The sequence below is a fragment of the Mycobacterium sp. 1165196.3 genome (assembly GCF_001673415.1).
Taxonomy (GTDB): domain Bacteria; phylum Actinomycetota; class Actinomycetes; order Mycobacteriales; family Mycobacteriaceae; genus Mycobacterium; species Mycobacterium europaeum_A.
In genome coordinates this window covers 1-18,172 of the sequence record NZ_LZLU01000191.1, presented here as the reverse complement: position 1 = coordinate 18,172, position 18,172 = coordinate 1, and the positions used below count along the sequence as shown (strand labels likewise).

The 18,172-nt window shown below is 69.5% G+C and carries 20 protein-coding genes and 2 pseudogenes; 6 read left to right on the top strand and 16 right to left on the bottom strand.

The window, feature by feature from the left end; all coding sequences use genetic code 11:
• Positions 1-79: 79 nt before the first annotated feature.
• On the bottom strand, positions 80-1,285 hold the full coding sequence (gene dinB, locus A5659_RS19910; RefSeq protein ID WP_067144162.1) for a DNA polymerase IV: 1,206 nt from the start codon (positions 1,283-1,285) through the stop codon (positions 80-82).
• A gap of 30 nt (positions 1,286-1,315) precedes the next feature.
• Positions 1,316-1,954: a TetR/AcrR family transcriptional regulator gene (locus tag A5659_RS19905; RefSeq protein ID WP_066881709.1), complete on the bottom strand. Its 639-nt coding sequence runs from the start codon at positions 1,952-1,954 to the stop codon at positions 1,316-1,318.
• 77 nt (positions 1,955-2,031) lie between these two features.
• On the opposite strand from A5659_RS19905, the gene A5659_RS19900 reads away from it, so the two are divergent.
• Complete coding sequence (locus A5659_RS19900) at positions 2,032-3,501, top strand: NAD(P)/FAD-dependent oxidoreductase (protein ID WP_067183665.1); 1,470 nt, start codon at positions 2,032-2,034, stop codon at positions 3,499-3,501.
• A 4-nt stretch (positions 3,502-3,505) separates the two neighbouring features.
• Here A5659_RS19900 and rraA read toward each other — a convergent pair whose 3' ends face one another.
• The 9 genes from rraA to A5659_RS28255 all read right to left on the bottom strand — a co-directional run bounded on the left by rraA (position 3,506) and on the right by A5659_RS28255 (position 9,205).
• Positions 3,506-3,988, bottom strand: coding sequence for a ribonuclease E activity regulator RraA (gene rraA, locus A5659_RS19895; RefSeq protein ID WP_067183661.1), 483 nt, complete (start codon positions 3,986-3,988; stop codon positions 3,506-3,508).
• A 25-nt stretch (positions 3,989-4,013) separates the two neighbouring features.
• Complete coding sequence (locus A5659_RS28890; RefSeq protein ID WP_067183655.1) at positions 4,014-4,466, bottom strand: nucleoid-structuring protein H-NS; 453 nt, start codon at positions 4,464-4,466, stop codon at positions 4,014-4,016.
• A gap of 99 nt (positions 4,467-4,565) precedes the next feature.
• Positions 4,566-5,066, bottom strand: a complete 501-nt coding sequence (locus A5659_RS19885; protein WP_066863787.1) for a copper resistance CopC family protein — start codon at positions 5,064-5,066, stop codon at positions 4,566-4,568.
• Positions 5,063-5,725: a YcnI family protein gene (locus tag A5659_RS19880; RefSeq protein WP_067024005.1), complete on the bottom strand. Its 663-nt coding sequence runs from the start codon at positions 5,723-5,725 to the stop codon at positions 5,063-5,065. The genes A5659_RS19885 and A5659_RS19880 overlap by 4 nt, the downstream gene beginning before the upstream one ends.
• 28 nt (positions 5,726-5,753) lie before the next feature.
• Positions 5,754-6,410: a DUF6474 family protein gene (locus tag A5659_RS19875; protein WP_066881719.1), complete on the bottom strand. Its 657-nt coding sequence runs from the start codon at positions 6,408-6,410 to the stop codon at positions 5,754-5,756.
• A 142-nt stretch (positions 6,411-6,552) separates the two neighbouring features.
• Positions 6,553-6,951: a hypothetical protein gene (locus A5659_RS19870; protein ID WP_007771864.1), complete on the bottom strand. Its 399-nt coding sequence runs from the start codon at positions 6,949-6,951 to the stop codon at positions 6,553-6,555.
• A 599-nt stretch (positions 6,952-7,550) separates the two neighbouring features.
• A complete protein-coding gene (locus A5659_RS19865; protein ID WP_066863795.1) occupies positions 7,551-8,084 on the bottom strand; it encodes a peptidase in 534 nt (177 codons plus the stop codon).
• A gap of 193 nt (positions 8,085-8,277) precedes the next feature.
• Positions 8,278-8,901 (bottom strand): superoxide dismutase, encoded by a 624-nt coding sequence (locus A5659_RS19860; protein WP_066863798.1) that lies wholly within the window; start codon positions 8,899-8,901, stop codon positions 8,278-8,280.
• A 148-nt stretch (positions 8,902-9,049) separates the two neighbouring features.
• A complete protein-coding gene (locus A5659_RS28255; protein ID WP_165827960.1) occupies positions 9,050-9,205 on the bottom strand; it encodes a hypothetical protein in 156 nt (51 codons plus the stop codon).
• 480 nt (positions 9,206-9,685) lie between these two features.
• Here A5659_RS28255 and A5659_RS19855 point away from each other — a divergent pair, with 480 nt between their 5' ends.
• Positions 9,686-10,732, top strand: coding sequence for a DUF4328 domain-containing protein (locus tag A5659_RS19855; protein WP_156749286.1), 1,047 nt, complete (start codon positions 9,686-9,688; stop codon positions 10,730-10,732).
• A gap of 4 nt (positions 10,733-10,736) precedes the next feature.
• Positions 10,737-11,561, top strand: a complete 825-nt coding sequence (locus A5659_RS19850; RefSeq protein WP_066863802.1) for a glycerophosphodiester phosphodiesterase — start codon at positions 10,737-10,739, stop codon at positions 11,559-11,561.
• A gap of 8 nt (positions 11,562-11,569) precedes the next feature.
• Here A5659_RS19850 and A5659_RS19845 read toward each other — a convergent pair whose 3' ends face one another.
• The gene (locus tag A5659_RS19845) at positions 11,570-12,760 is read right to left on the bottom strand and encodes an LCP family protein (protein WP_067183651.1); all 1,191 of its coding nucleotides are present in this window, start codon (positions 12,758-12,760) and stop codon (positions 11,570-11,572) included.
• Between the two features lie 54 nt (positions 12,761-12,814).
• Positions 12,815-13,609, bottom strand: coding sequence for a DUF2470 domain-containing protein (locus tag A5659_RS19840; protein ID WP_067183646.1), 795 nt, complete (start codon positions 13,607-13,609; stop codon positions 12,815-12,817).
• 89 nt (positions 13,610-13,698) lie between these two features.
• On the opposite strand from A5659_RS19840, the gene pheA reads away from it, so the two are divergent.
• Together pheA and A5659_RS19830 are read left to right on the top strand one after the other, a co-directional pair.
• Complete coding sequence (gene pheA / locus A5659_RS19835; RefSeq protein WP_066880221.1) at positions 13,699-14,649, top strand: prephenate dehydratase; 951 nt, start codon at positions 13,699-13,701, stop codon at positions 14,647-14,649.
• The gene (locus A5659_RS19830; RefSeq protein ID WP_066871615.1) at positions 14,646-15,332 is read left to right on the top strand and encodes a histidine phosphatase family protein; all 687 of its coding nucleotides are present in this window, start codon (positions 14,646-14,648) and stop codon (positions 15,330-15,332) included. The genes pheA and A5659_RS19830 overlap by 4 nt, the downstream gene beginning before the upstream one ends.
• 4 nt (positions 15,333-15,336) lie before the next feature.
• Here A5659_RS19830 and A5659_RS19825 read toward each other — a convergent pair whose 3' ends face one another.
• From A5659_RS19825 to A5659_RS19815, 3 genes and pseudogenes are all read right to left on the bottom strand, one after another.
• Positions 15,337-15,528, bottom strand: coding sequence for a hypothetical protein (locus A5659_RS19825; RefSeq protein ID WP_066871612.1), 192 nt, complete (start codon positions 15,526-15,528; stop codon positions 15,337-15,339).
• A gap of 3 nt (positions 15,529-15,531) precedes the next feature.
• A pseudogene (locus tag A5659_RS19820) lies at positions 15,532-15,952 on the bottom strand (metallopeptidase family protein).
• 4 nt (positions 15,953-15,956) lie between these two features.
• On the bottom strand, positions 15,957-17,333 hold the full coding sequence (locus A5659_RS19815; RefSeq protein WP_067183643.1) for a septum formation family protein: 1,377 nt from the start codon (positions 17,331-17,333) through the stop codon (positions 15,957-15,959).
• A 112-nt stretch (positions 17,334-17,445) separates the two neighbouring features.
• Here A5659_RS19815 and A5659_RS19810 point away from each other — a divergent pair.
• Positions 17,446-18,172 (top strand): annotated as a pseudogene (locus A5659_RS19810) (serine--tRNA ligase); the annotation flags it as partial.

The window sequence follows — 18,172 nt, the reverse complement described above, 5'->3', positions numbered from 1 at the left end:
GCAACGCCGATTCAAATGAACCTCAAATCATCGAAAAGTGTTGTGGCAGACAATAATTAGAATAAACACCGAAAACGGGTCAGTCGGGTAGGTGCGGCATCTCTATACCCGGATCGCGGCCGACCAAAACCGCGGGCGTCAGGGCGGACTTGCCGTACCGATCCCGCACGCGGTCGATCACCGCGTCGATGGCGAGTCGATTGGTATCGCCGCCGAACGGCAGCATCAGCTGCTGGGAGCCGCTGCGGTCGATGCCCGACACGGCGAAGCCGATGAGCGTCAGGCCGCGCTGGGCGATCAGCGACGCCGCGTCCGCGACCAGCCCGCGCGCGGTGGCCAGCAGGGGCGCCGTCGATGACGTGGCCCACGGCAGGGTGCGCGATCGGGTCGCCCGGCCGAAGTCGTCGAAGCGCAGCCGCAGCACCACGGTGCGGCCGGTGCGTCCGGCGGCGCGCATGCGGCCGGTGATGCGGTCGATCAGATTGACCACGACGGCGTCGATCTCGTTGGCGGACAGGGTGTTTCCGGCGCGACCCAGCGCTCGCTGCGCGCCGACAGACCGGCGACGGACACCGGTGGTCACCCGGCGGCGGTCGATATTGCGGGACAGGGCGTACAACTGGCGGCCCATCGCCCCGCCCACCATGGAACCCAGCGCGGACTCGCTGAGCTCGGCGACGTCGGCGACCGTCACGATGCCGTGCGCACGCAGCTTCTCGGCGGTTACCGCGCCCACACCCCAGAGCCGGCGCACCGGCAGCGGCCGCAGGAAGGCCAGCTCCTGGTCGGGCGGCACCATCAACAGCCCGTCGGGCTTGGCCTCCTGGCTGGCGACCTTGGCGAGGAACTTCGTGCGCGCGACGCCGACGGTGATCGGCAGCCCGACGCGCTCGCGCACGTCCGCGCGCAACCGCTCGGCGATCGCGACCGGCGTGCCACTGACCCGACGTAGCCCGCCGACGTCGAGGAAGGCCTCGTCCACCGACAGCGGCTCGACGATCGGGGAGCAGTCGCGGAACACCTCGAAGACCGCGTCACTGGCGCGCGAATAGGCGCTCATCCGCGGCGGCACCACCACGGCGTGCGGGCACAACCGCCGCGCCTGCGACCCGCCCATGGCCGTGCGCACGCCGTAGGCCTTGGCCTCGTAGCTCGCGGCCAGCACCACACCGCCGCCCACGATCACCGGTCGGCCCCGCAGGGTGGGGTCGTCGCGCTGCTCGACGGACGCGTAGAAGGAATCCAGGTCCGCGTGCAGGATGGACGCATCGCACCGCACGAACATATGTTCGCACAGGGCGCCGACAGCTGAGTTTCAGCAGGCGTCGCCGTAGACGCTGCTGACCCAGATGTGCACCAGCGTGTCAAGTAACTGCTCGCTGGGCACCGAGGGCCGCGCGTCGGCGAACGAGCTGAGCATGACCTTCTCGTTGAGCAGGTTCAGCGCCGCGGACAGGTTGCGGGCCGGCAGCGTCACCGGCGCCGCGCCGCGGGCGCGCTCGGCTTCGATCACGGTGGTGATGTGGTCCACCCACTTCTGCATGAAGCGCGACCACAGGTCGTCGACGTCCTTGTTACTGCGCGCCGCGTCGGCGGCCAGTGACACCGCGCGATGCGCCCCGAAGGTCTCGACGAACACGTTGATCCCGATGCGCCACAACGCTTTCAGGTCGGCGGGCGGGTTGGCGACCATGGTCTGAAGCGCGGAGTCGGCCTGCATGATGACCCGTTCGAACAGGGTGAGCAGCACCGCGTCCTTGGACGGGAAATAGAAGTAGAACGTCGGCCGGGACAGGCCGGCACCCTTGGCCAGGTCGTCGACGGAGATGTCGGCGAGCGGGCGCTCCCGCAGCAGTTGTTCGGCGGTGGACAGGATGGCCAGTTCACGGTCGTCGCCGGACGGGCGCGCCGAACGCCTGCCCCGGTGGGTGCGGGCGGAACCGACGGTAGTCACGGCAGCTACTTTACACGCTGTTGAGAGTTTCGACACGGTGTTGACTTGCTCAACACGGTGTTGATAGCGTTGGCTTCATGACTGAGCACCTCGACGTCCTCATCGTCGGCGCCGGCATCTCCGGCGTGAGCGCGGCCTGGCACCTGCAGGAACGCTGCCCGACAAAGAGCTACGCCATCCTCGAACGCCGCGCCGACCTCGGCGGAACCTGGGACCTGTTCAAGTACCCGGGCATCCGGTCGGACTCGGACATGTTCACCCTGGGCTTCCGGTTCAAGCCCTGGCGCTCGGCGAAGTCCATCGCCGACGGGGCCTCGATCAAGGCCTACATCAAGGAGACCGCCGTCGAGAACAAGATCGAGCCGAAGATCCGCTACCGCCACCGGGTGGTGGCCGCCGACTGGTCCGACAGCGACAACCGCTGGACCGTGACCGTCGAGAGTGACGGCCGGCAAAGCGAGATCACGTGCTCGTTCCTGTTCGCCTGCACCGGCTACTACAACTACGACGAGGGGTTCTCGCCGACCTTCCCGGGCTCCGAGGACTTCGGCGGCACCATCGTCCACCCGCAGCACTGGCCGGAGGACCTCGACTACGCGGGCAAGCGGATCGTCGTGATCGGATCCGGTGCCACCGCGATCACCCTGATTCCCGCCCTGGTGAACTCGGGCGCCGGCCACGTGACCATGCTGCAGCGCTCGCCGACCTACATCGGGTCGCTGCCCGGGGTCGATCCGTTCGCCGAGAAGGCCAACCGGCTGTTGCCCGAGCGCCTCGCGCACATGGCCAACCGCTGGAAGGCCATCGCGTTCAGCACTTTCCAGTACCAGCTGTCCCGCAAGGCCCCGGGCTACATGCGCAAGACGTTGATGACGATGGCGCAGCGACGCCTGCCGGCGGGCTACGACGTCGAAAAGCACTTCGGTCCGCGCTACAACGTCTGGGACGAGCGGCTGTGCCTGGCCCCCGACGGCGACTTCTTCCGGACCATCCGGCACGGCAAGGCCGACGTCGTCACCGACACCATCGACCGGTTCACCAAGACGGGCATCAAGCTCACCTCGGGTGAGGAGCTGTCGGCCGACATCATCGTCACCGCAACGGGATTGAACATGCAGTTGCTGGGCGGGGTGAAGCCGACCCGCAACGGCCAGGACATCGACCTGACCTCGTTGATGACCTACAAGGGGCTGATGTTCTCCGGTGTGCCCAACTTCGCGATCACCTTCGGATACACGAACGCGTCCTGGACGCTGAAGGCCGACCTGGTCTCGGAGTTCGTGTGCCGATTGCTGAACTACATGGACGCCAACGGCTTTGACTTCGTCGAGCCGCAGCACCCGGGCAGCGATGTCGACGAGCTGCCGTTCATGGACTTCACTCCCGGCTACTTCCGGCGGTCGATGCACCTGCTGCCGAAGTCGGGGTCGCGGGCGCCGTGGCGGCTCAAACAGAACTACTTCTTCGACATGCGCACGATCCGGCGTGGCAGGGTCGACGATGAAGGCTTGAAGTTCGCGAAAAAGCCTGCCCCGGTGGCGGTTTAGCGCATCAGTCTGCGGCGACGACGACGATTCCGTCGTCGTCGCTGTAGGCGATCTCGCCCGGGGTGAACGTCACCCCGCCCAGCGTGACGTCGACGTCGCGCTCGCCGGCACCGGTCTTGGTGCTCTTGCGGGGATTGGTACCCAACGCCTTGATGCCGATGTCTATGCCCCGCAGCGTGGCCGAGTCGCGCACGGCGCCGTTGACGATCAGCCCGGCCCACCCGTTGGTACGGGCCAACTCGGCGATGACGTCGCCGACCAGAGCGGTGTGCAGGGAACCGTGGCCGTCGATGACCAGAACCCCGCCGCCGCCGGGCTCCGAGAGGATCGATTTCAGCAGCGCGTTGTCCTGAAAACACCGCACGGTGCTGATCGGGCCGGCGAATTCGGTCCGGCCGCCCAACTGGCGGAATTGCACGTCGCAGCTGCGTACGTCGGGACCGATGCTGTCTACGAGGTCGGCCGTCGGCCGGAATGACACCGTCACTTCTGACACGTTAGACGTCCGCCGCTCAGCGGCGACGCAGCTGGCGAATGAGCAGGATGGCCAGCAGGCTGACGGCCAGGGCAACGATCAGGGGCACCGGGGACTGACCCGCCGCAGGACCGGCGATCGCGGGAGCGACGGGATTGTTGGCGGCCTCCACGGTGGACTTCGCCTGCGCGGCAGCATCTTTGGCGGCGGCCGTGAGGTCGCCGTTGCTTTCGGCCCGCTGCGCGACGTCGAGCGGCTGCTCGGCCGGGCGTTCGGGTGGCTTTAGGGGCGCCGGTTCGGCGCTCTTGGCCGGCACCTTCTTGGCGGGTGCTTTTTTGGCCGGCGCTTTCTTGGCGGGCGCCTTCTTCGCAGGGGCCTTCTTGGCGGGCGCTTTCGCGGTCTTCTTCACCGCCTTGGCGGGCGGTGTCTTCGCCGGCGGGATGCCGGCGCCGTCAGGTGCGCTGTTGGTTGGGTCCTGCGGGTCTGCCATGCGGCCGCTCCTTGAGCTTCCTCTGTCGTCGTTCCCCTGGCTCACCGGGTTCAAGGTCCCATCATGCCAGGACGCGTCGGGGCGCCTCGCTGGCCGTACTCAGCGCCTGCCGCGCGCCGCCCACCAGGCGCCGCCGGCGACGAGCGCCACTGCGACGGCCACGAACGGCCAGACCGGGACGGTACCGCCGCCCGCCGGGGCCGCCGCGGGGGGACCGGGCGTGCCGGTGCCGGGCACCGTGAGCCGAAACGACCATGATCCGGACACCACGTGGCCATCGGCGGAGGTGACGCGGTAGTTCACCGCGTACGTTCCGGCCGGCCCGAGTGGCCGCAGGGCGATGCCGACCACCGCGCCCTGCACCGTGGGCTCTCCCGTGGACCACACGTTGCCGTCGGGCCCGACCACCGTCATGGCGGCGAACGTGGTTTGCAACTGCTCGTTGAACGTGGCGCTCACCCGCTGCGGGCCCGTCGCCAGCGCTGCATCGGCTGCGGGATCGGTGGCCAAGCGGGTGGCGTGGGCCGACGCGGCCGGCGCGGTCAACGTGGCGATCAGGAACATGACGCCGACGCACGCGCCTACCGCCAGGCGCTTCATGCCCGCCGGCGGATCAGTGCCATCGCGATGCCCGCGGCGGCGACCACCAGAGCGGCGCCGCCCAGCAGCCGGGCGGTGTTATCGGCGACAGTGGGCCCGGTCGGCGGGGGGCCGGGGGAGCCGTGGTGTTGATGCGGTGCCGCCGGTCCGGTGGCGAGGGTGAGCGTGGGTACCGGGTGCTCCGGCTCGCTCCCGTCCGGCAGCGGCGGCTGATCCCACTTCACGACGGTTCCGTCGGAGTAGCTCTGCGCGGCGGGGAAGCTGACGGTGTCGGCGTCGGGCAGCTTGACCGACAGCCGGAACAGGGCGAATTGATCTGGCCCGATGCCGCCGGTGAGGGCGGCGGTCCACGTCACCGAGCGCACGGTGCCCGACGCGGCGTCGCGGTCGAGCCGGGCCGTCCAGCCCGGCTGGCTTTCGGTGCGCGCCGACGGCACGTTGGGAAGGGTGACGGTCAGCGCGGTGGTGAGCGCCCCGTTGTTCGACTCGTTGGGCACCTGGAACGTGACGATCGCCATGGCCCCGCGCACCGCGTTGTCGCTGCTGGCGTGCACGTGCGCCCAGGCGGCGGGCAGCTGGGCCGCCGACCCGAGATAGAGGGCGGCCGCCGCAACGAGCGCCGTCAGCGTGCGTGAGACCCACCTGCGGTGGACGGGCATGCCGGAGTGCCGCCTTTCCTGCGAGAGGTCAGCTCAGTCCGAGGCGGGCCATCAGATCCGCCTCGATCCCGTCGAGCTGCGTCGAGATCGCGGCGTGGGCCGCCCGGCGGCGCGCGGCCGGCATGTTCTCGGCGGCGGTGACCGCCGCCGACAGGTCGCTGAGCCGCTCGGCGATGGCGGAGACGAACTGCTTGGTCTCGGCGTCCTTGGGCTTCTTGTCCTGCACCGTGCGCAGCGACTTCTCCGCCCCCGCGATGCGGGCCGACAGCTGGGCGCCGTGACCGGAGAACTGGCCGATCTGCGCCAGCGGAATGCCGAGTTGATCCGCGCGACGCTGATCGATGAGCGCGCGGGCCGCGACCGCCGCCCGGTAGATGAGCGGCGTGAGGATCGGCGCGAGCAACCGGGACACCGTCAGCACCCGGCGGATCCGCGTCGGTGAGAAGATCTTGCCCTCCCGCACGGCCTTGAGTTCGGCCTCCGCGACCTTCAGGGCGTTGCGGTCGCGGTCCCGTTGCGCCTTGATCTGCGCGCGCAGCGCCTTGCTCTCGGCCCGCTGAGCGGATTTAGCACGGCGCACCTCGTTTTTCGCGGCCAGCTTGGCCTCGAGCTTCGCGCGGGCCCTGATCGCGCGGGCTTCGGCGCGACGCGTCGCGCGGCTCTTTCGCTTGCGGAACAGGCCCATTCCCGGCCGCCTCCCGGTGATCTCGCTGGCAATCGTTGTCTATCGCTCTCGCGGTTGCGCGATCCGCTGAGCCAACCCTAATCGGAATGGGCGGGCGGCAGCCCTCCAGGGCAGGCTCGACGGCCGGTGCCCGGCGTGGACGTCAGGCGTCTAAGTGCTCGGCGCGGCGCAGTTCGTTGACTCGCTCCATGACCTCGCGCTGCGCCTCGGGGGACAGCTCTGCCGTGCGAACCGCGATGCGGCGCACATTGTCGTCGCGCGTCGTGGCCAACCACGACAGTTCCTTGTCGAGCTTCTCGTAGTACTCGTCGTCGGTGAAGTACGCCGACTTGATGCGGAAGAAATTGGCCAAAGCGGCCATGGTCGCCGTCGACGGGTTGGTGCGGTTGCCGGAACGCAACTGGGAGAGGTAGGGAGCCGACATCGTTATGCCCTCCGCCTTGAGCGCCGCGATCACTTCCGCGGAGGTGTGCGGCCCGCGTCCCGGGGGATACACCGTGTCGAACAGGCGATTCAGGCGAGCAGCGAACGTCGTGCTCATTGATATGACCTCCACTGGGCTGTAGAAGTGAACTATTACCTAGGTGTATTTGCTGATCATGGTAGCGAGGCTTGGTGACCGTAACCAGGTGCAAACCCCAAGGGATTCCCGACCGGCATAGCTGACGCTTGCCAACTCCCCACTTGACGAGCGTCTAACTGATTCGCTGGGGTGTCCACTAAATCCTTGGAACTCACAGGTTATCCGCAGAATTGCAGGTTCGTTCCAAGGTGGCGGGCGAACCGCGCGCTGACGGGTGCGATAATATGCCGGAACGTGCTGGGCGATCGCTCCGCAACGGGCCGACAATCCGGGGCGATTTAGCCCATCCTTTGCTGTCGAGTGGGAAAAACGCCTGCGCGACGGTCGCGCGTGCCCGGCGGGCGGCCCCGGCCGCCGGTGGTCGAGGCGTCGTTAACTTAGCCGGATACCTTTGGTAGCGCCCCGATTGCGTCGACGGTTCTGCGGCGCCGCAGCGTTATATGGGACCGCGGTTGCGGAAACGGGCCGCGCGGGTGCAGACGGTCACGCCAGCGTCGGGCAAGGCGAATCGCGGTTCGCGCGCGGGCAGCGAAAGCGCGGCGCAAACCGGCTTTTCGTTACGCGGCGAGCAGCATCGCCAGTATCGCCGTATCGGGGTGGCTGATCGGGTCGACGCCGACCCGGCTCACCATCGAGGTGATGGTCCCGTCGGCCTCGGCCTCCACCCAGGCCGCACGATGCTCGAGTCCGAGATAGGGCAGTCCCGGCAGCAAGACGCATCCCGATGCCGCGCCGGTGCATTCGGGCAGTGACGGTGTGGTTTCCGACGGCGGGTGCAACATGAGCAGAGCCGGCGGCTGATGCTCCGCGAAATAGCCTGGCTGGATGGCGGATTCACCGAACACCGTGCCCTCGGCCAGCACCAGGCCAACCGTGCCGGGCTCGGGTTCGTCCGGAAGTTCTTCGCGCGCACCGAACACCGTTGTGGTCGAGAGCAATCCGGGCAGCGACGCGATTCTGACGGCGACCATGAGGAGCTGGGCCCATTCCTTGGTCGAGTCGGGCCACCGCCCGGAGATCACGAACCCCTTCAAGGCACCACGAGAATGGAACGGGGACACCCCGATCGGCCCGTCCGACCCAGTTTCCATCTCGACCTCCGCGCGATGACTCCGCTTGGAACAACCACACTGGCAAGTCCGAATAATTAAGCATGCCTGCGGTTTAGGCGCCGTGCAACACGACACGGTCAGCGGCGCAGACCTACTCACGCGGTCGAGCGAGGGCCGGACAAACGACTGGGGCGCCGCGCAACGCGCGACGCCCCCGCCGATCGAAATGAAGTCAGCCGAAAATAAGGCCCTGGGTTTTCGACGTCGCGGCCTCGTACCGCTTCTGCACGTCCGCCCAGTTGACGACGTTCCAGAACGCCTTGACGTAGTCCGCCTTGACGTTCTTGTACTGCAGGTAGAAGGCGTGTTCCCACATGTCGACCTGCAGCAAGGGGATGATGCCGAGCGGAACGTTGGCCTGCTGGTCGTAGAGCTGGAAGGTCAGCAGCCGGCTGCCCAGGGTGTCGTAGCCCAGGACCGCCCAGCCCGAACCCTGCAGCCCGTTGGCGGCCGCGCTGAACTGCGCGCGGAAGCGGTCGAAGGATCCGAAGGCGTCATCGATCGCGGCGGCCAGTTCACCGGTCGGCTTGTCGCCGCCGTCCGGCGACAGGTTCTTCCACCAGATCGAGTGGTTGACGTGGCCGCCCAGGTGGAAGGCGAGATTCTTTTCGTTCAGGAAGATCGCAGCGTGGTCCTCGTTGGCGCGGGCCTCTTCGAGCTTGGACAGAGCGTCGTTCACGCCTTTGACGTACGTGGCGTGGTGCTTACTGTGGTGGATCTCGTTGATCTGCCCGGAGATGTGCGGTTCCAACGCTGCATAGTCCCAGTCCAAGTCGGGCAGGGTGTATTCAGCCACGGCATTCCTTTCTTCGATTATCGTCTTGACGCTCAGTCGCGCGGCGCCGCCTCGCGGCGGCCGGCCGTTATCAACCCTGCTCCATGACCGCGCGCTCCGCAAGAACGACCCTTGTGAGCCGGAACGCGAATACCCGCTGAGCGGTAGTTCAGAACAAGACGATGACCGCGAGCACGGCCAGCAATGCCAGGGCGATCAGCCCGGCGCGCAGCGCGGCGATGCTGTAGCTGTGATTCCACGCCGGGGAGCCGCAGTACGACTTCGACGGGCCCGGTGAACCCGGACCGAACGAATGCGTGGCCATCAATCGCCTTTCACCCCCGGTCACCTCGCGTCAGTGAGGTGAGTCACAAACACTTTTTGCGAACGCGATCATAGCGCTTTGTGGCGGGCTGAAGAAATATCGCGCTGAACTGCGGCTTGGCGAAGGCGGCCGGGCTCCAACGCCCGCTCCGGGCGCGGGGTTGATCCTCGGCCGGACGCGCTGCTCGCACGGGTGCTTAGTGAGGCAATCCATTTCGCTCAACGACCGCTCCGGGCTGTCTATGGCGTGCCAGCGACGCCGGGTGTTATCCACAGTCACACCACGGTCAGCCGCCAGAGGCTGTAGCGATGCTTTCTATACCCCGTGGGTCTATGTGGATAAACCTGTGGAAACTGTGGATAGTCGGCGGCGCCGCGCGGGTTGCCGATCCCGCTCCCCGCGACCGACGGCGACGGCCGCCGGGCGGGCCCGCGGCCGGCGGTCCCGAGGCCCGCACCGGGACGGCGTTAGTCTGGTCCGGTGATCCAGGTGTGCTCCCAGTGCGGCACCCGCTGGAACGTGCGTGACCGGCAACGCGAATGGTGTCCCCGCTGCCGCGGAGCCCTGCTGGCGCCCTCGCCGGACAGCCCCGCTGCCGATCCGCGCTGGAGTGCGCCGGGGGCCCCGGCTCCGGCCCGCCCTTCGAGGTCGCCCGGCTGGCAGCGCACGCCGCCGCGGCTACCGCCCGGCTATCGCTGGATAGCGGTGCGCCCCGGTGCCGCGCCGCCGGTGCGACGCGGGCGCCGTCCCCTCGGACCCACGCCGCGTTACACCGTGATCCCGCGCTGGGGTTTGGCCGACCGGGTCGAGCAGGCGCCTGCGGCGGCCGAGGCGGCCGCGCCGTCCGGGCCGTCGGCGCAAATCGTTCGCACCGCGTCCTTTGTCGGCGTGCTGGTACTCAGCATCGCCGCCCTGGTCTACGTGGTGCGCTACGTGCTGCTGGTGATCAACCGGAACACCTTGCTGCACACGTGGGTGGCCATCGGCGCCGACTGGCTCGGCGTGCTCGCCAGCGTGGGCGCCGGTGCGGCGGTGATCGCCGCCGGCGTGCTGCTGATCCGCTGGATGATCGCGCGCCGCGCCGCCGTGTTCGCCCATCACGGTCTGCCCGAGCCGCGCTCCACGCGGGCGCTGTGGGCCGGTTGCGTCGTGCCGCTGGCCAATTTGCTGTGGGCCCCGGTGTACGTGATCGAGCTGGCGCTGCTCGAGGAGCACTACGCCCGGCTGCGCGGCACCATCCTGCAGTGGTGGGTGGCGTGGGTTTGCAGCTACGCCGTGTCCATCGCCGCCATCGCGACCAGCTTCGCCACCGACGCCCAGGGCATCGCCAACAACACCGTGCTGATGGTCTTCGCGTACCTGTTGGCGGCCGCCACGCTGGCCGCCGCGACCCGCGTCTTCGAGGGATTCCAGCGCAAACCCGTCGCACGTCCCGCGCATCGATGGGTCGCGGTTCCCGATGACGGGCCCGCCGCGCCGGCGTCGGCCGACCCAGTTGAGTTGAAGGGGCAGGAACCGGCAGCATAGGGGTATGACGTGGGCCGACGAGGTGCTCGCCGGGCATCCTTATGTCGTCGCCCACCGCGGCGCTTCGGCGGCGCGGCCCGAACACACGCTGGCCGCCTACGACCTCGCGCTCAAAGAAGGCGCCGACGGCGTGGAATGCGATGTGCGGCTGACCCGTGACGGCCACCTGGTGTGCGTGCACGACCGCCGGCTGGACCGGACCTCGACCGGCGCGGGGTTGGTCAGCACCATGACCCTCGCCGAACTGCGTGAGCTCGAGTACGGGGCGTGGCACGACAGCTGGCGCGAGGACGGCACGCACGGCGACACCAGCTTGTTGACGCTGGACGCGCTGGTCTCGCTGGTGCTGGATTGGCATCGGCCGGTGAAGCTGTTCATCGAAACCAAGCACCCCGTCCGCTACGGGTCGTTGGTCGAGACCAAGCTGCTCGCGTCGCTGCATCGGTTCGGCATCGCCGCGCCCGCGTCGGCTGACAGGTCCCGTGCGGTGGTCATGTCGTTTTCGGCGTCCGCGGTCTGGCGGATCCGGCGGGCCGCCCCGCTGCTGCCCACGGTGCTGCTCGGCAAGACCGGGCGTTACCTGACCAGCGGCGCGCCCACCGCTATCGGCGCCACCGCCGTTGGGCCTTCGCTGTCGACGCTGAAGGAGTATCCCCAGCTCGCCGACCGGGCCATCGCCCAGGGCAGGGCGGTCTACTGCTGGAACGTCGACGATTACCAGGACATCGATTTCTGCCGCGACGTCGGGGTGGCCTGGCTCGCCACCCACCACCCCGGTCGCACCAAGGCGTGGTTGCAGGGCAACCGCGCCGGCGACGGCAGCGGCTAGCCCGGCCGCTATTGCGGTTCGTCCGCCGCGGCGGGAGGCACCGGCGCATCGGAAGCCAGCGCCTGGAACAACCGCTTGGCCGCATCGTGATTCCACACCACCACCGAGCCGGCGTCACCGCTGGTGAACTGGCCGATCGGCACGGTCATGGTGGTGGTCGACCCATGCAGCGCCCAGCCGAGCCGGGCCAGATCCCAGGCGTGGTCGCCGCGGTCGACGGTCAGCGCGTCGGCGGCCGCCCGCGGCACCGAATACCAGCGCCACGGGTTGAGCCACACCGCGGGGCTCCCGGCCCGATGCAGCAGCGCCGCCACGAACTGACGCTGGTTGACCATCCGGTCCAGGTCGGCGCGGGGCGTGTCGCGGGACCTGACGTAGCCCAGCGCGTTGCGCCCGTCGAGGGTGTGGCAACCCGCGGGCAGGTCGATGCCAGCCAACGGGTCGTTGAGCGACGTCGTCGGGCACACCGTCACCCCGCCCAGCGCGTCCACCAAGCCGGCGAACCCGCCGAACCCGATCTCCGCGTAGTGATCGAGGCGCAATCCGGTGGCCTGCTCCACCGTCTGCACCAGCAGCGGCGCACCGCCCATCGCGAACGCGGCATTGATCTTGTCTTTGCCGTGCCCCGGGATCGGCACGTAGGAGTCGCGCGGTATCGACACCATCGACGTCTGCGCTGCGGATCCGATGCTCGGCACGTGAACCAGCAGGATCGTGTCGGTACGCCCGTTACCGATGTCGCCGCCCGTGGCCAGGTCTTGTTGCTGCTCGGCGGTGAGGCCTTGGCGGCTGTCCGATCCGACGACCAGCCAGTTGGTCCCCCGGCCGGCCGCGGGCCGGTCCGGATAGTCGGCCAGCACCTCCTCGCGGTGCAGTTTGGTGTCGAACCAGATGGCCCCGGCGACGGCACCCGCCCCGAGCAGCAGTGCCCCCACCAGCAGGATCGACAGCCCCGTGCGGAGCCAGCGGCGCTTGCGGCGCTTGGGTGACGTGCGCGGGGCCTGAGGTCGCGGCGGCGCCCACGCCCCGGGCGCCGACACGGCGGCGGGACGCGCCCTCGGCCGGTTCAGCGGCTGGGTCTCCGCCGTCGGCGACGGCGGCGGGCCGGCGTGGCGGTGGATCACCTGCGGCGGCTCGGGGCGCGGTGGCCCGGGCGGCCCAAGCGGGCGCCGAGGCTGGGGTGCGCGCTCGCCGTTCACCCGAGTAAACGTACGTGGCCGGCGCTCGGTCGCGCCGGTGCGCCGCGCGCTCGGCTAGCCGCGCGCCCGAAGCCCGTTGATGAAGGGGCAGCCCATCAGCACCCGGATCGCCTGGCTCAGGCCGGTCATGTCGTCGACCGGCTTATGGAACGGCAGCCGGACGTCGTGATCGCGATCGTCGCCCTCGACACGGAACCGGACGCCGTAGCGGTCCAGGCCCAAGGGCCGGACGTGCCCGCGCCGCAGCGGCGCCGGCAGCCGGGACACCAGCCGCGCGAGGACGTCGCTGTGGGCGGTGTCCAGGTGCCACAGCAGGCTTGACTCGAGCGCGCAGAACGGATCCGGGCGGGCGTTCAGCAGGTCGGCCACACTGACCGGCTCGGCGCCGGTGGCGTCGGTGACGACCACCGAGGCGATCTCGAGCCGCAACAGGGTGTAGCGCGGCTCGTCGCCGCCGCCGGGCCTGCAGCGTGGGGTGTCGATGCCGAGCAGGGCGGGATTCGGGCACTCGGCGGCGATCAGATCGAGCATGTCGAGGATCTCCGTCGGGTGTACCTCTTGGAGGCGACCGCGCACCCACACCAGCGAGCGGACCGGTTCGCGCAGCGGTAGGGGCGCGTAGTCGGTCAGCTCCAGCAGCGCCTGGGACCCCGAGATGGGGCGCACCAATTCCCGTTCCCGCTCGACGGGAAGCGCCAGCGCAACCGATCCGTCGTCCATCAGGTGGTGCAGGGGGGTGGGGACCGGGTCGTCGTGCTCGATGGCCAGCAGCGCGCCGCTGGCGCGGACACAGGCGCTGCGGATCCGTTCGGCGGTCGTCGGGGCAGGGCAGCTCAGCGGTAACACCATTCTCATCCTTTGATTAGGTAAGCCTAAGTTAACTCACCCGGGGTGACGTCGCAAGACTTTTCTGGTCCGCGCGCCGCTAGGGTTGGGACGTGGCCCGCATCGCATACCTCGGTCCGGAGGGGACGTTCACCGAGGCGGCGCTGCGACAGATCAGCGCGGCGGGACTCATTCCCGACGAAGGCCCAGCCGGGGTGCAACCCGCGCCCGTCGAAAGCACCTCCGCGGCGCTGGACGCCGTGCGCGACGGCACCGCCGACTACGCCTGCGTCCCGATCGAGAACTCGATCGACGGCTCGGTGACACCGACCCTGGACAGCCTGGCCATCGGCTCACCCCTGCAGGTGTTCGCCGAGACCACGCTGGACATCGCCTTCAGCATCGTCGTCAAACCGGGCCGCAGCGCCACGGACGTGCGGACGCTGGCGGCCTTCGGTGTGGCGGCGGCCCAGGTGCGCCAGTGGGTGGCCGCCAATCTGCCCGACGCCGCGCTGCGGCCGGCGTACTCCAACGCCGACGCCGCCCAGCAGGTCGCCGAGGGACGCGTCGACGCCGCGGTGACCTCGCCGTTGGCCGCCGCGCATTGGGGCCTGGGCACCCTGGCCGAGGGTGTGGTCGACGAATCCAACGCCCGGACCCGCTTCCTTCTGGTCGGGCGGCCGGGCCCACCGCCGGCCCGCACCGGAGCCGACCGCACCTCGGTCGTGTTGCGCATCGACAACGCGCCTGGCGCGCTGCTGGCCGCGCTCGCCGAATTCGCCGTCCGCGGCATCGACCTCACCCGCATCGAATCCCGGCCGACCAGAACGGGTCTCGGCATCTACCGCTTCTTCGCCGATTGCGTCGGCCATATCGACGACGACGCCGTGGCCGAGGCACTCAAAGCGCTGCACCGTCGTTGTGCTGATGTGCGTTATCTCGGTTCCTGGCCCACCGGCTCGCCGGCCGGGGCGTTGCCGCCCTCCGCCGAGGAGGCCGCGCGCTGGCTGCAGCAGCTGCTGGACGGCAAGCGCGACGAGTCCGCCGGGGGAGCGCGGCGGTGAGCGGCCGGTTGATCCTGGTGCGCCACGGCCAGTCATTCGGAAACGTCGAGCGCCGGCTCGACACCCGCCCGCCGGGTGCGGAGCTGACCCCGTTGGGCCGCGACCAGGCGCGGGCATTCGCCCGCGGGGCGGGGCGCCCGGCGATGCTCGCGCATTCGGTGGCCACCCGGGCCTCGCAGACGGCCGAGGTAATCGGCGGCCAGGTCGCCGTGCCCCCGATCGAGGTGGCCGGCGTGCACGAGGTCCAGGTCGGGCGGCTGGAAAACCGCAACGACGACGACGCGGTCGCCGAGTTCAATGCGATCTACGAGCGGTGGCATCACGGCGAGCTCGACGTGGCGCTTCCCGGCGGCGAGACCGGCAACGACGTGCTGGACCGCTACGTCCCGGTGCTCACCGACCTGCGCCTGCGTTACCTCGACGACCGCGACTTCCACGGCGACATCGTCGTCGTCAGCCACGGCGCGGCGATCCGGCTGGCCGCCGCGGTGCTGGCCGGCGTCGACGCCGAGTTCGCGCTGGACAACCACCTGGACAACGCCCAGTCGGTGGCCCTCACCCCGATCACCGACGGGCGGTGGAGTTGCGTGCGTTGGGGGACGCTGACCCCGCCGTTCTACCCGGAGGAAGAGGCGACGCCGGTCGCGGACGCGGTGCGGTCCAGCGCCGACCCGATGGGTTGACCCGTCAGACGGCCAGGGCGATCACTTCGGTGCACACGCACCCGACGGCGTCGCAGTCGATCACGAAGGCGTGCGGCAACAGCTCGGGACTGAAGCAATCCGGCTCCGTGCATTCCGACCGGTGCAGCGCGTGGCGAATGATGGTGCCGTGACAGTGATCTAAGCCTGCCCGACAGTCGCGGCAGTCAATGCTCATAGGTCAGTTCATAGCACCCGTCGCGGACAAAATCGGGATGCCGCGCCCGGCGAAACGGCGCCGCGCCAGATTCTCAGGCCCAGCCCAGCTCGTGCAGCCGGTCGTCGTCGATGCCGAAGTGGTGAGCGATTTCGTGGATCACCGTGATGGCCACCTCCTCGACGACCTCGTCCTCGGATTCGCAGGCGTCCAGCAGCGCGTCCCGGTAGATGGTGATGGCATCCGGCAGGGATCCGGAATAGTCGGAGTCACGTTCGGTCAACGCCACGCCCTCGTACAGGCCGAGCAGTTCGGCGTCGTCGGGATGGCGGTCTTCGACCAGCACGACGACGTTGTCCATGGCGGCCGCCAGCTCGGGCGGGATGAGGTCGAGGGCGTCGGAGACCAGTTCGTCGAAGCGTTGCGGATCCATCCGGACGGACACCCGCCTAGCCTCCCGGCGGGGGCGCGGCGGGCGGTGCCTCGGGTGCGGGATTCGCCGGTGGTGGCGGTGCGGGCGCCGGTGCCTCGGGTGCCGGGTTGGCCGGCGGGGCGCCGTTGTCCGCCGGCGGCGCCTGCTGTTGCGGGGCCTGCTGCTGCGGGGCCTGCTGCTGGGGTTGCTGCGCGGGCTGCTGGCCGGGCAGGTGTTGGTTGTTCGGCGGGATCTCCGGGGCCGAGCCGGTGCCGGCGCCGGACTGGGTGGACGGCGGCTGAGCCGGGACCTGAAGCGGGATCGGCGGCATGGTGAGCCGCTCCTCGGGGATGTCGGGCGGCGGTACCGGCGGTTGACCGTTGATCAGCAGCTGGCCCTTGGCGCTGTTCAGCAGGGTGGCCCAGCCGCCGTTGCCCAGCGTCGCGCCGATGCTGCAGGCCACCTCGCGGCTGCCCGCCGTCCAACTGGCCAGCGGCACCGTCGGGTAGATCAGCGTCAAGGTGGTGGTGCGCAGCTTGACCGGCGCCAGGTACGCGTCGGTCATCTTGGTGCACGAATCCTTGATGAAGCCGTCCTGGTCGGGCTCGGCCGGCAGGCCACCGGGGAACTTCTCGGCCAGGTTGACCGTGCCGGTGACCTCCATGGCGTGCGGCGCCGCGCAGTCGACGGGCGCGTCGGTCGGCTGGTTGGTCGCCGAGTCGATGCCCAGACAGGTGCCGGCCGGCCACACCTTGGACTGGTCGACGTCGGCGACCTTGCCCTTGAAGGCCTGCTGCTGGTTGTTCATCCCGGGCAGCTGCAGGCCGCACAGCATCCGGCGGTCGCCGTTCTGGCGCCAGGCCCGGTCGCCGGGCCACAGCAGGCTGACGGTGAACTTGCTGTTCGGATCGAACTTGGGGCCGAGGTAGGTGCGGACGGCGGCCTCGCACTGCTCCTGGGTGATCTGCTGGATGCGCGCGTGCGTCGGGGGTGCGGCGTTGGGCCCGTATTCGGAGCCCGGGAACGTCCGCATGTCAATCGATTCGGCGACTTCGAACTTGTGCTCGTCACCGCAGTTGACGATCCTCGCCGACTCGGGGGTTGTCTCCGGCCACATCAAGCACTCGCCGGTGGCGGCCCGGTTGAAGGCGGCGTCGCTCTTGGTTCCGGTGCTGCGCACCGGGCTGCTGTCGAGGAACCGACCCGATCCGGGACCGCCGACCGGGATCGCGGTGACCAGCCCCGCGATCAGCAGGCCGCCGAGCGCGGTGAGCAGCAGCGCGCGCCGGGTCGCCCGGGCCTGCAGGCTGCGCGGCCAACCGAAGGCCGACGGCTGCTGTTCGGACGACTCGACCGCCCGGGTTTCCCGGGCTTCCGAAAGTTCCTTCTCGGGCGCTTGCGACATCCGCTCCATTCTGACAGGAGCGCCTGAGACCGGTGACAAAAGTTACGGATGTGAGTCCTGCGACTTTGCGCGGTGGATGCGCCGCCAGCCGCCCCGAACCGGTGAAAGTAGTCTCAGGGCCGTGATCGACCTGAAGCTGCTCCGGGAAGACCCCGATGCCGTGCGCCGCTCCCAGCTCAGTCGTGGGGAGGATCCGGCGCTGGTAGACGCGCTGTTGACCGCCGACGCCGCCCGCCGGGCCGCGATCTCGTCGGCCGACGGGCTGCGGGCCGAACAGAAGTCCGCCAGCAAAAGCGTCGGGGCGGCCTCTCCCGAGGAGCGCCCGGCCAAGCTGGCGCACGCCAAGGAACTGGCCGAGCAGGTGAAGGCCGCCGAAGCCGCCCAGGCCGACGCGGAGGCCGCGTTCACCGCGGCGCACATGGCGATCTCCAACGTCGTCATCGACGGGGTGCCCGCCGGCGGCGAGGACGACTTCGCCGTGCTCGACGTGGTCGGCGAGCCCGCGGCGATCGACGACCCGAAGGACCACCTGGAGCTCGGTGAGTCACTCGGGCTGATCGACATGCAGCGCGGGGCCAAAGTGTCCGGGTCGCGGTTCTACTTCCTGACCGGCAAGGGTGCGCTGCTCCAGCTGGGCCTGTTGCAGCTGGCGTTGCGGCTGGCCGTCGAGAACGGCTTCATCCCGATGATCCCGCCGGTGCTGGTGCGCCCCGAGGTGATGGCCGGCACCGGGTTCCTGGGCGCCCACGCCGACGAGGTCTACCGCGTGGAGGCCGACGACCCGAGATCGCCCGCGGCGACATCGATCACCCGGTACGGCACCTGGATGCGGGCCAGCATCTCGCGCT

Excerpts from the sequence above, each read along its gene's own strand:
- dinB (WP_067144162.1), bottom strand. The coding sequence starts at position 1,285 with ATGTTCGTGCGGTGCGATGCGTCCATCCTGCACGCGGACCTGGATTCC.
- A5659_RS19900 (WP_067183665.1), top strand. The coding sequence starts at position 2,032 with ATGACTGAGCACCTCGACGTCCTCATCGTCGGCGCCGGCATCTCCGGC.
- A5659_RS28890 (WP_067183655.1), bottom strand. The coding sequence starts at position 4,466 with ATGGCAGACCCGCAGGACCCAACCAACAGCGCACCTGACGGCGCCGGC.
- A5659_RS19885 (WP_066863787.1), bottom strand. The coding sequence starts at position 5,066 with ATGAAGCGCCTGGCGGTAGGCGCGTGCGTCGGCGTCATGTTCCTGATC.
- A5659_RS19880 (WP_067024005.1), bottom strand. The coding sequence starts at position 5,725 with ATGCCCGTCCACCGCAGGTGGGTCTCACGCACGCTGACGGCGCTCGTT.
- A5659_RS19875 (WP_066881719.1), bottom strand. The coding sequence starts at position 6,410 with ATGGGCCTGTTCCGCAAGCGAAAGAGCCGCGCGACGCGTCGCGCCGAA.
- A5659_RS19870 (WP_007771864.1), bottom strand. The coding sequence starts at position 6,951 with ATGAGCACGACGTTCGCTGCTCGCCTGAATCGCCTGTTCGACACGGTG.
- A5659_RS19865 (WP_066863795.1), bottom strand. The coding sequence starts at position 8,084 with ATGGAAACTGGGTCGGACGGGCCGATCGGGGTGTCCCCGTTCCATTCT.
- A5659_RS28255 (WP_165827960.1), bottom strand. The coding sequence starts at position 9,205 with ATGGCCACGCATTCGTTCGGTCCGGGTTCACCGGGCCCGTCGAAGTCG.
- A5659_RS19850 (WP_066863802.1), top strand. The coding sequence starts at position 10,737 with ATGACGTGGGCCGACGAGGTGCTCGCCGGGCATCCTTATGTCGTCGCC.
- A5659_RS19840 (WP_067183646.1), bottom strand. The coding sequence starts at position 13,609 with ATGGTGTTACCGCTGAGCTGCCCTGCCCCGACGACCGCCGAACGGATC.
- A5659_RS19825 (WP_066871612.1), bottom strand. The coding sequence starts at position 15,528 with ATGAGCATTGACTGCCGCGACTGTCGGGCAGGCTTAGATCACTGTCAC.
- A5659_RS19815 (WP_067183643.1), bottom strand. The coding sequence starts at position 17,333 with ATGGAGCGGATGTCGCAAGCGCCCGAGAAGGAACTTTCGGAAGCCCGG.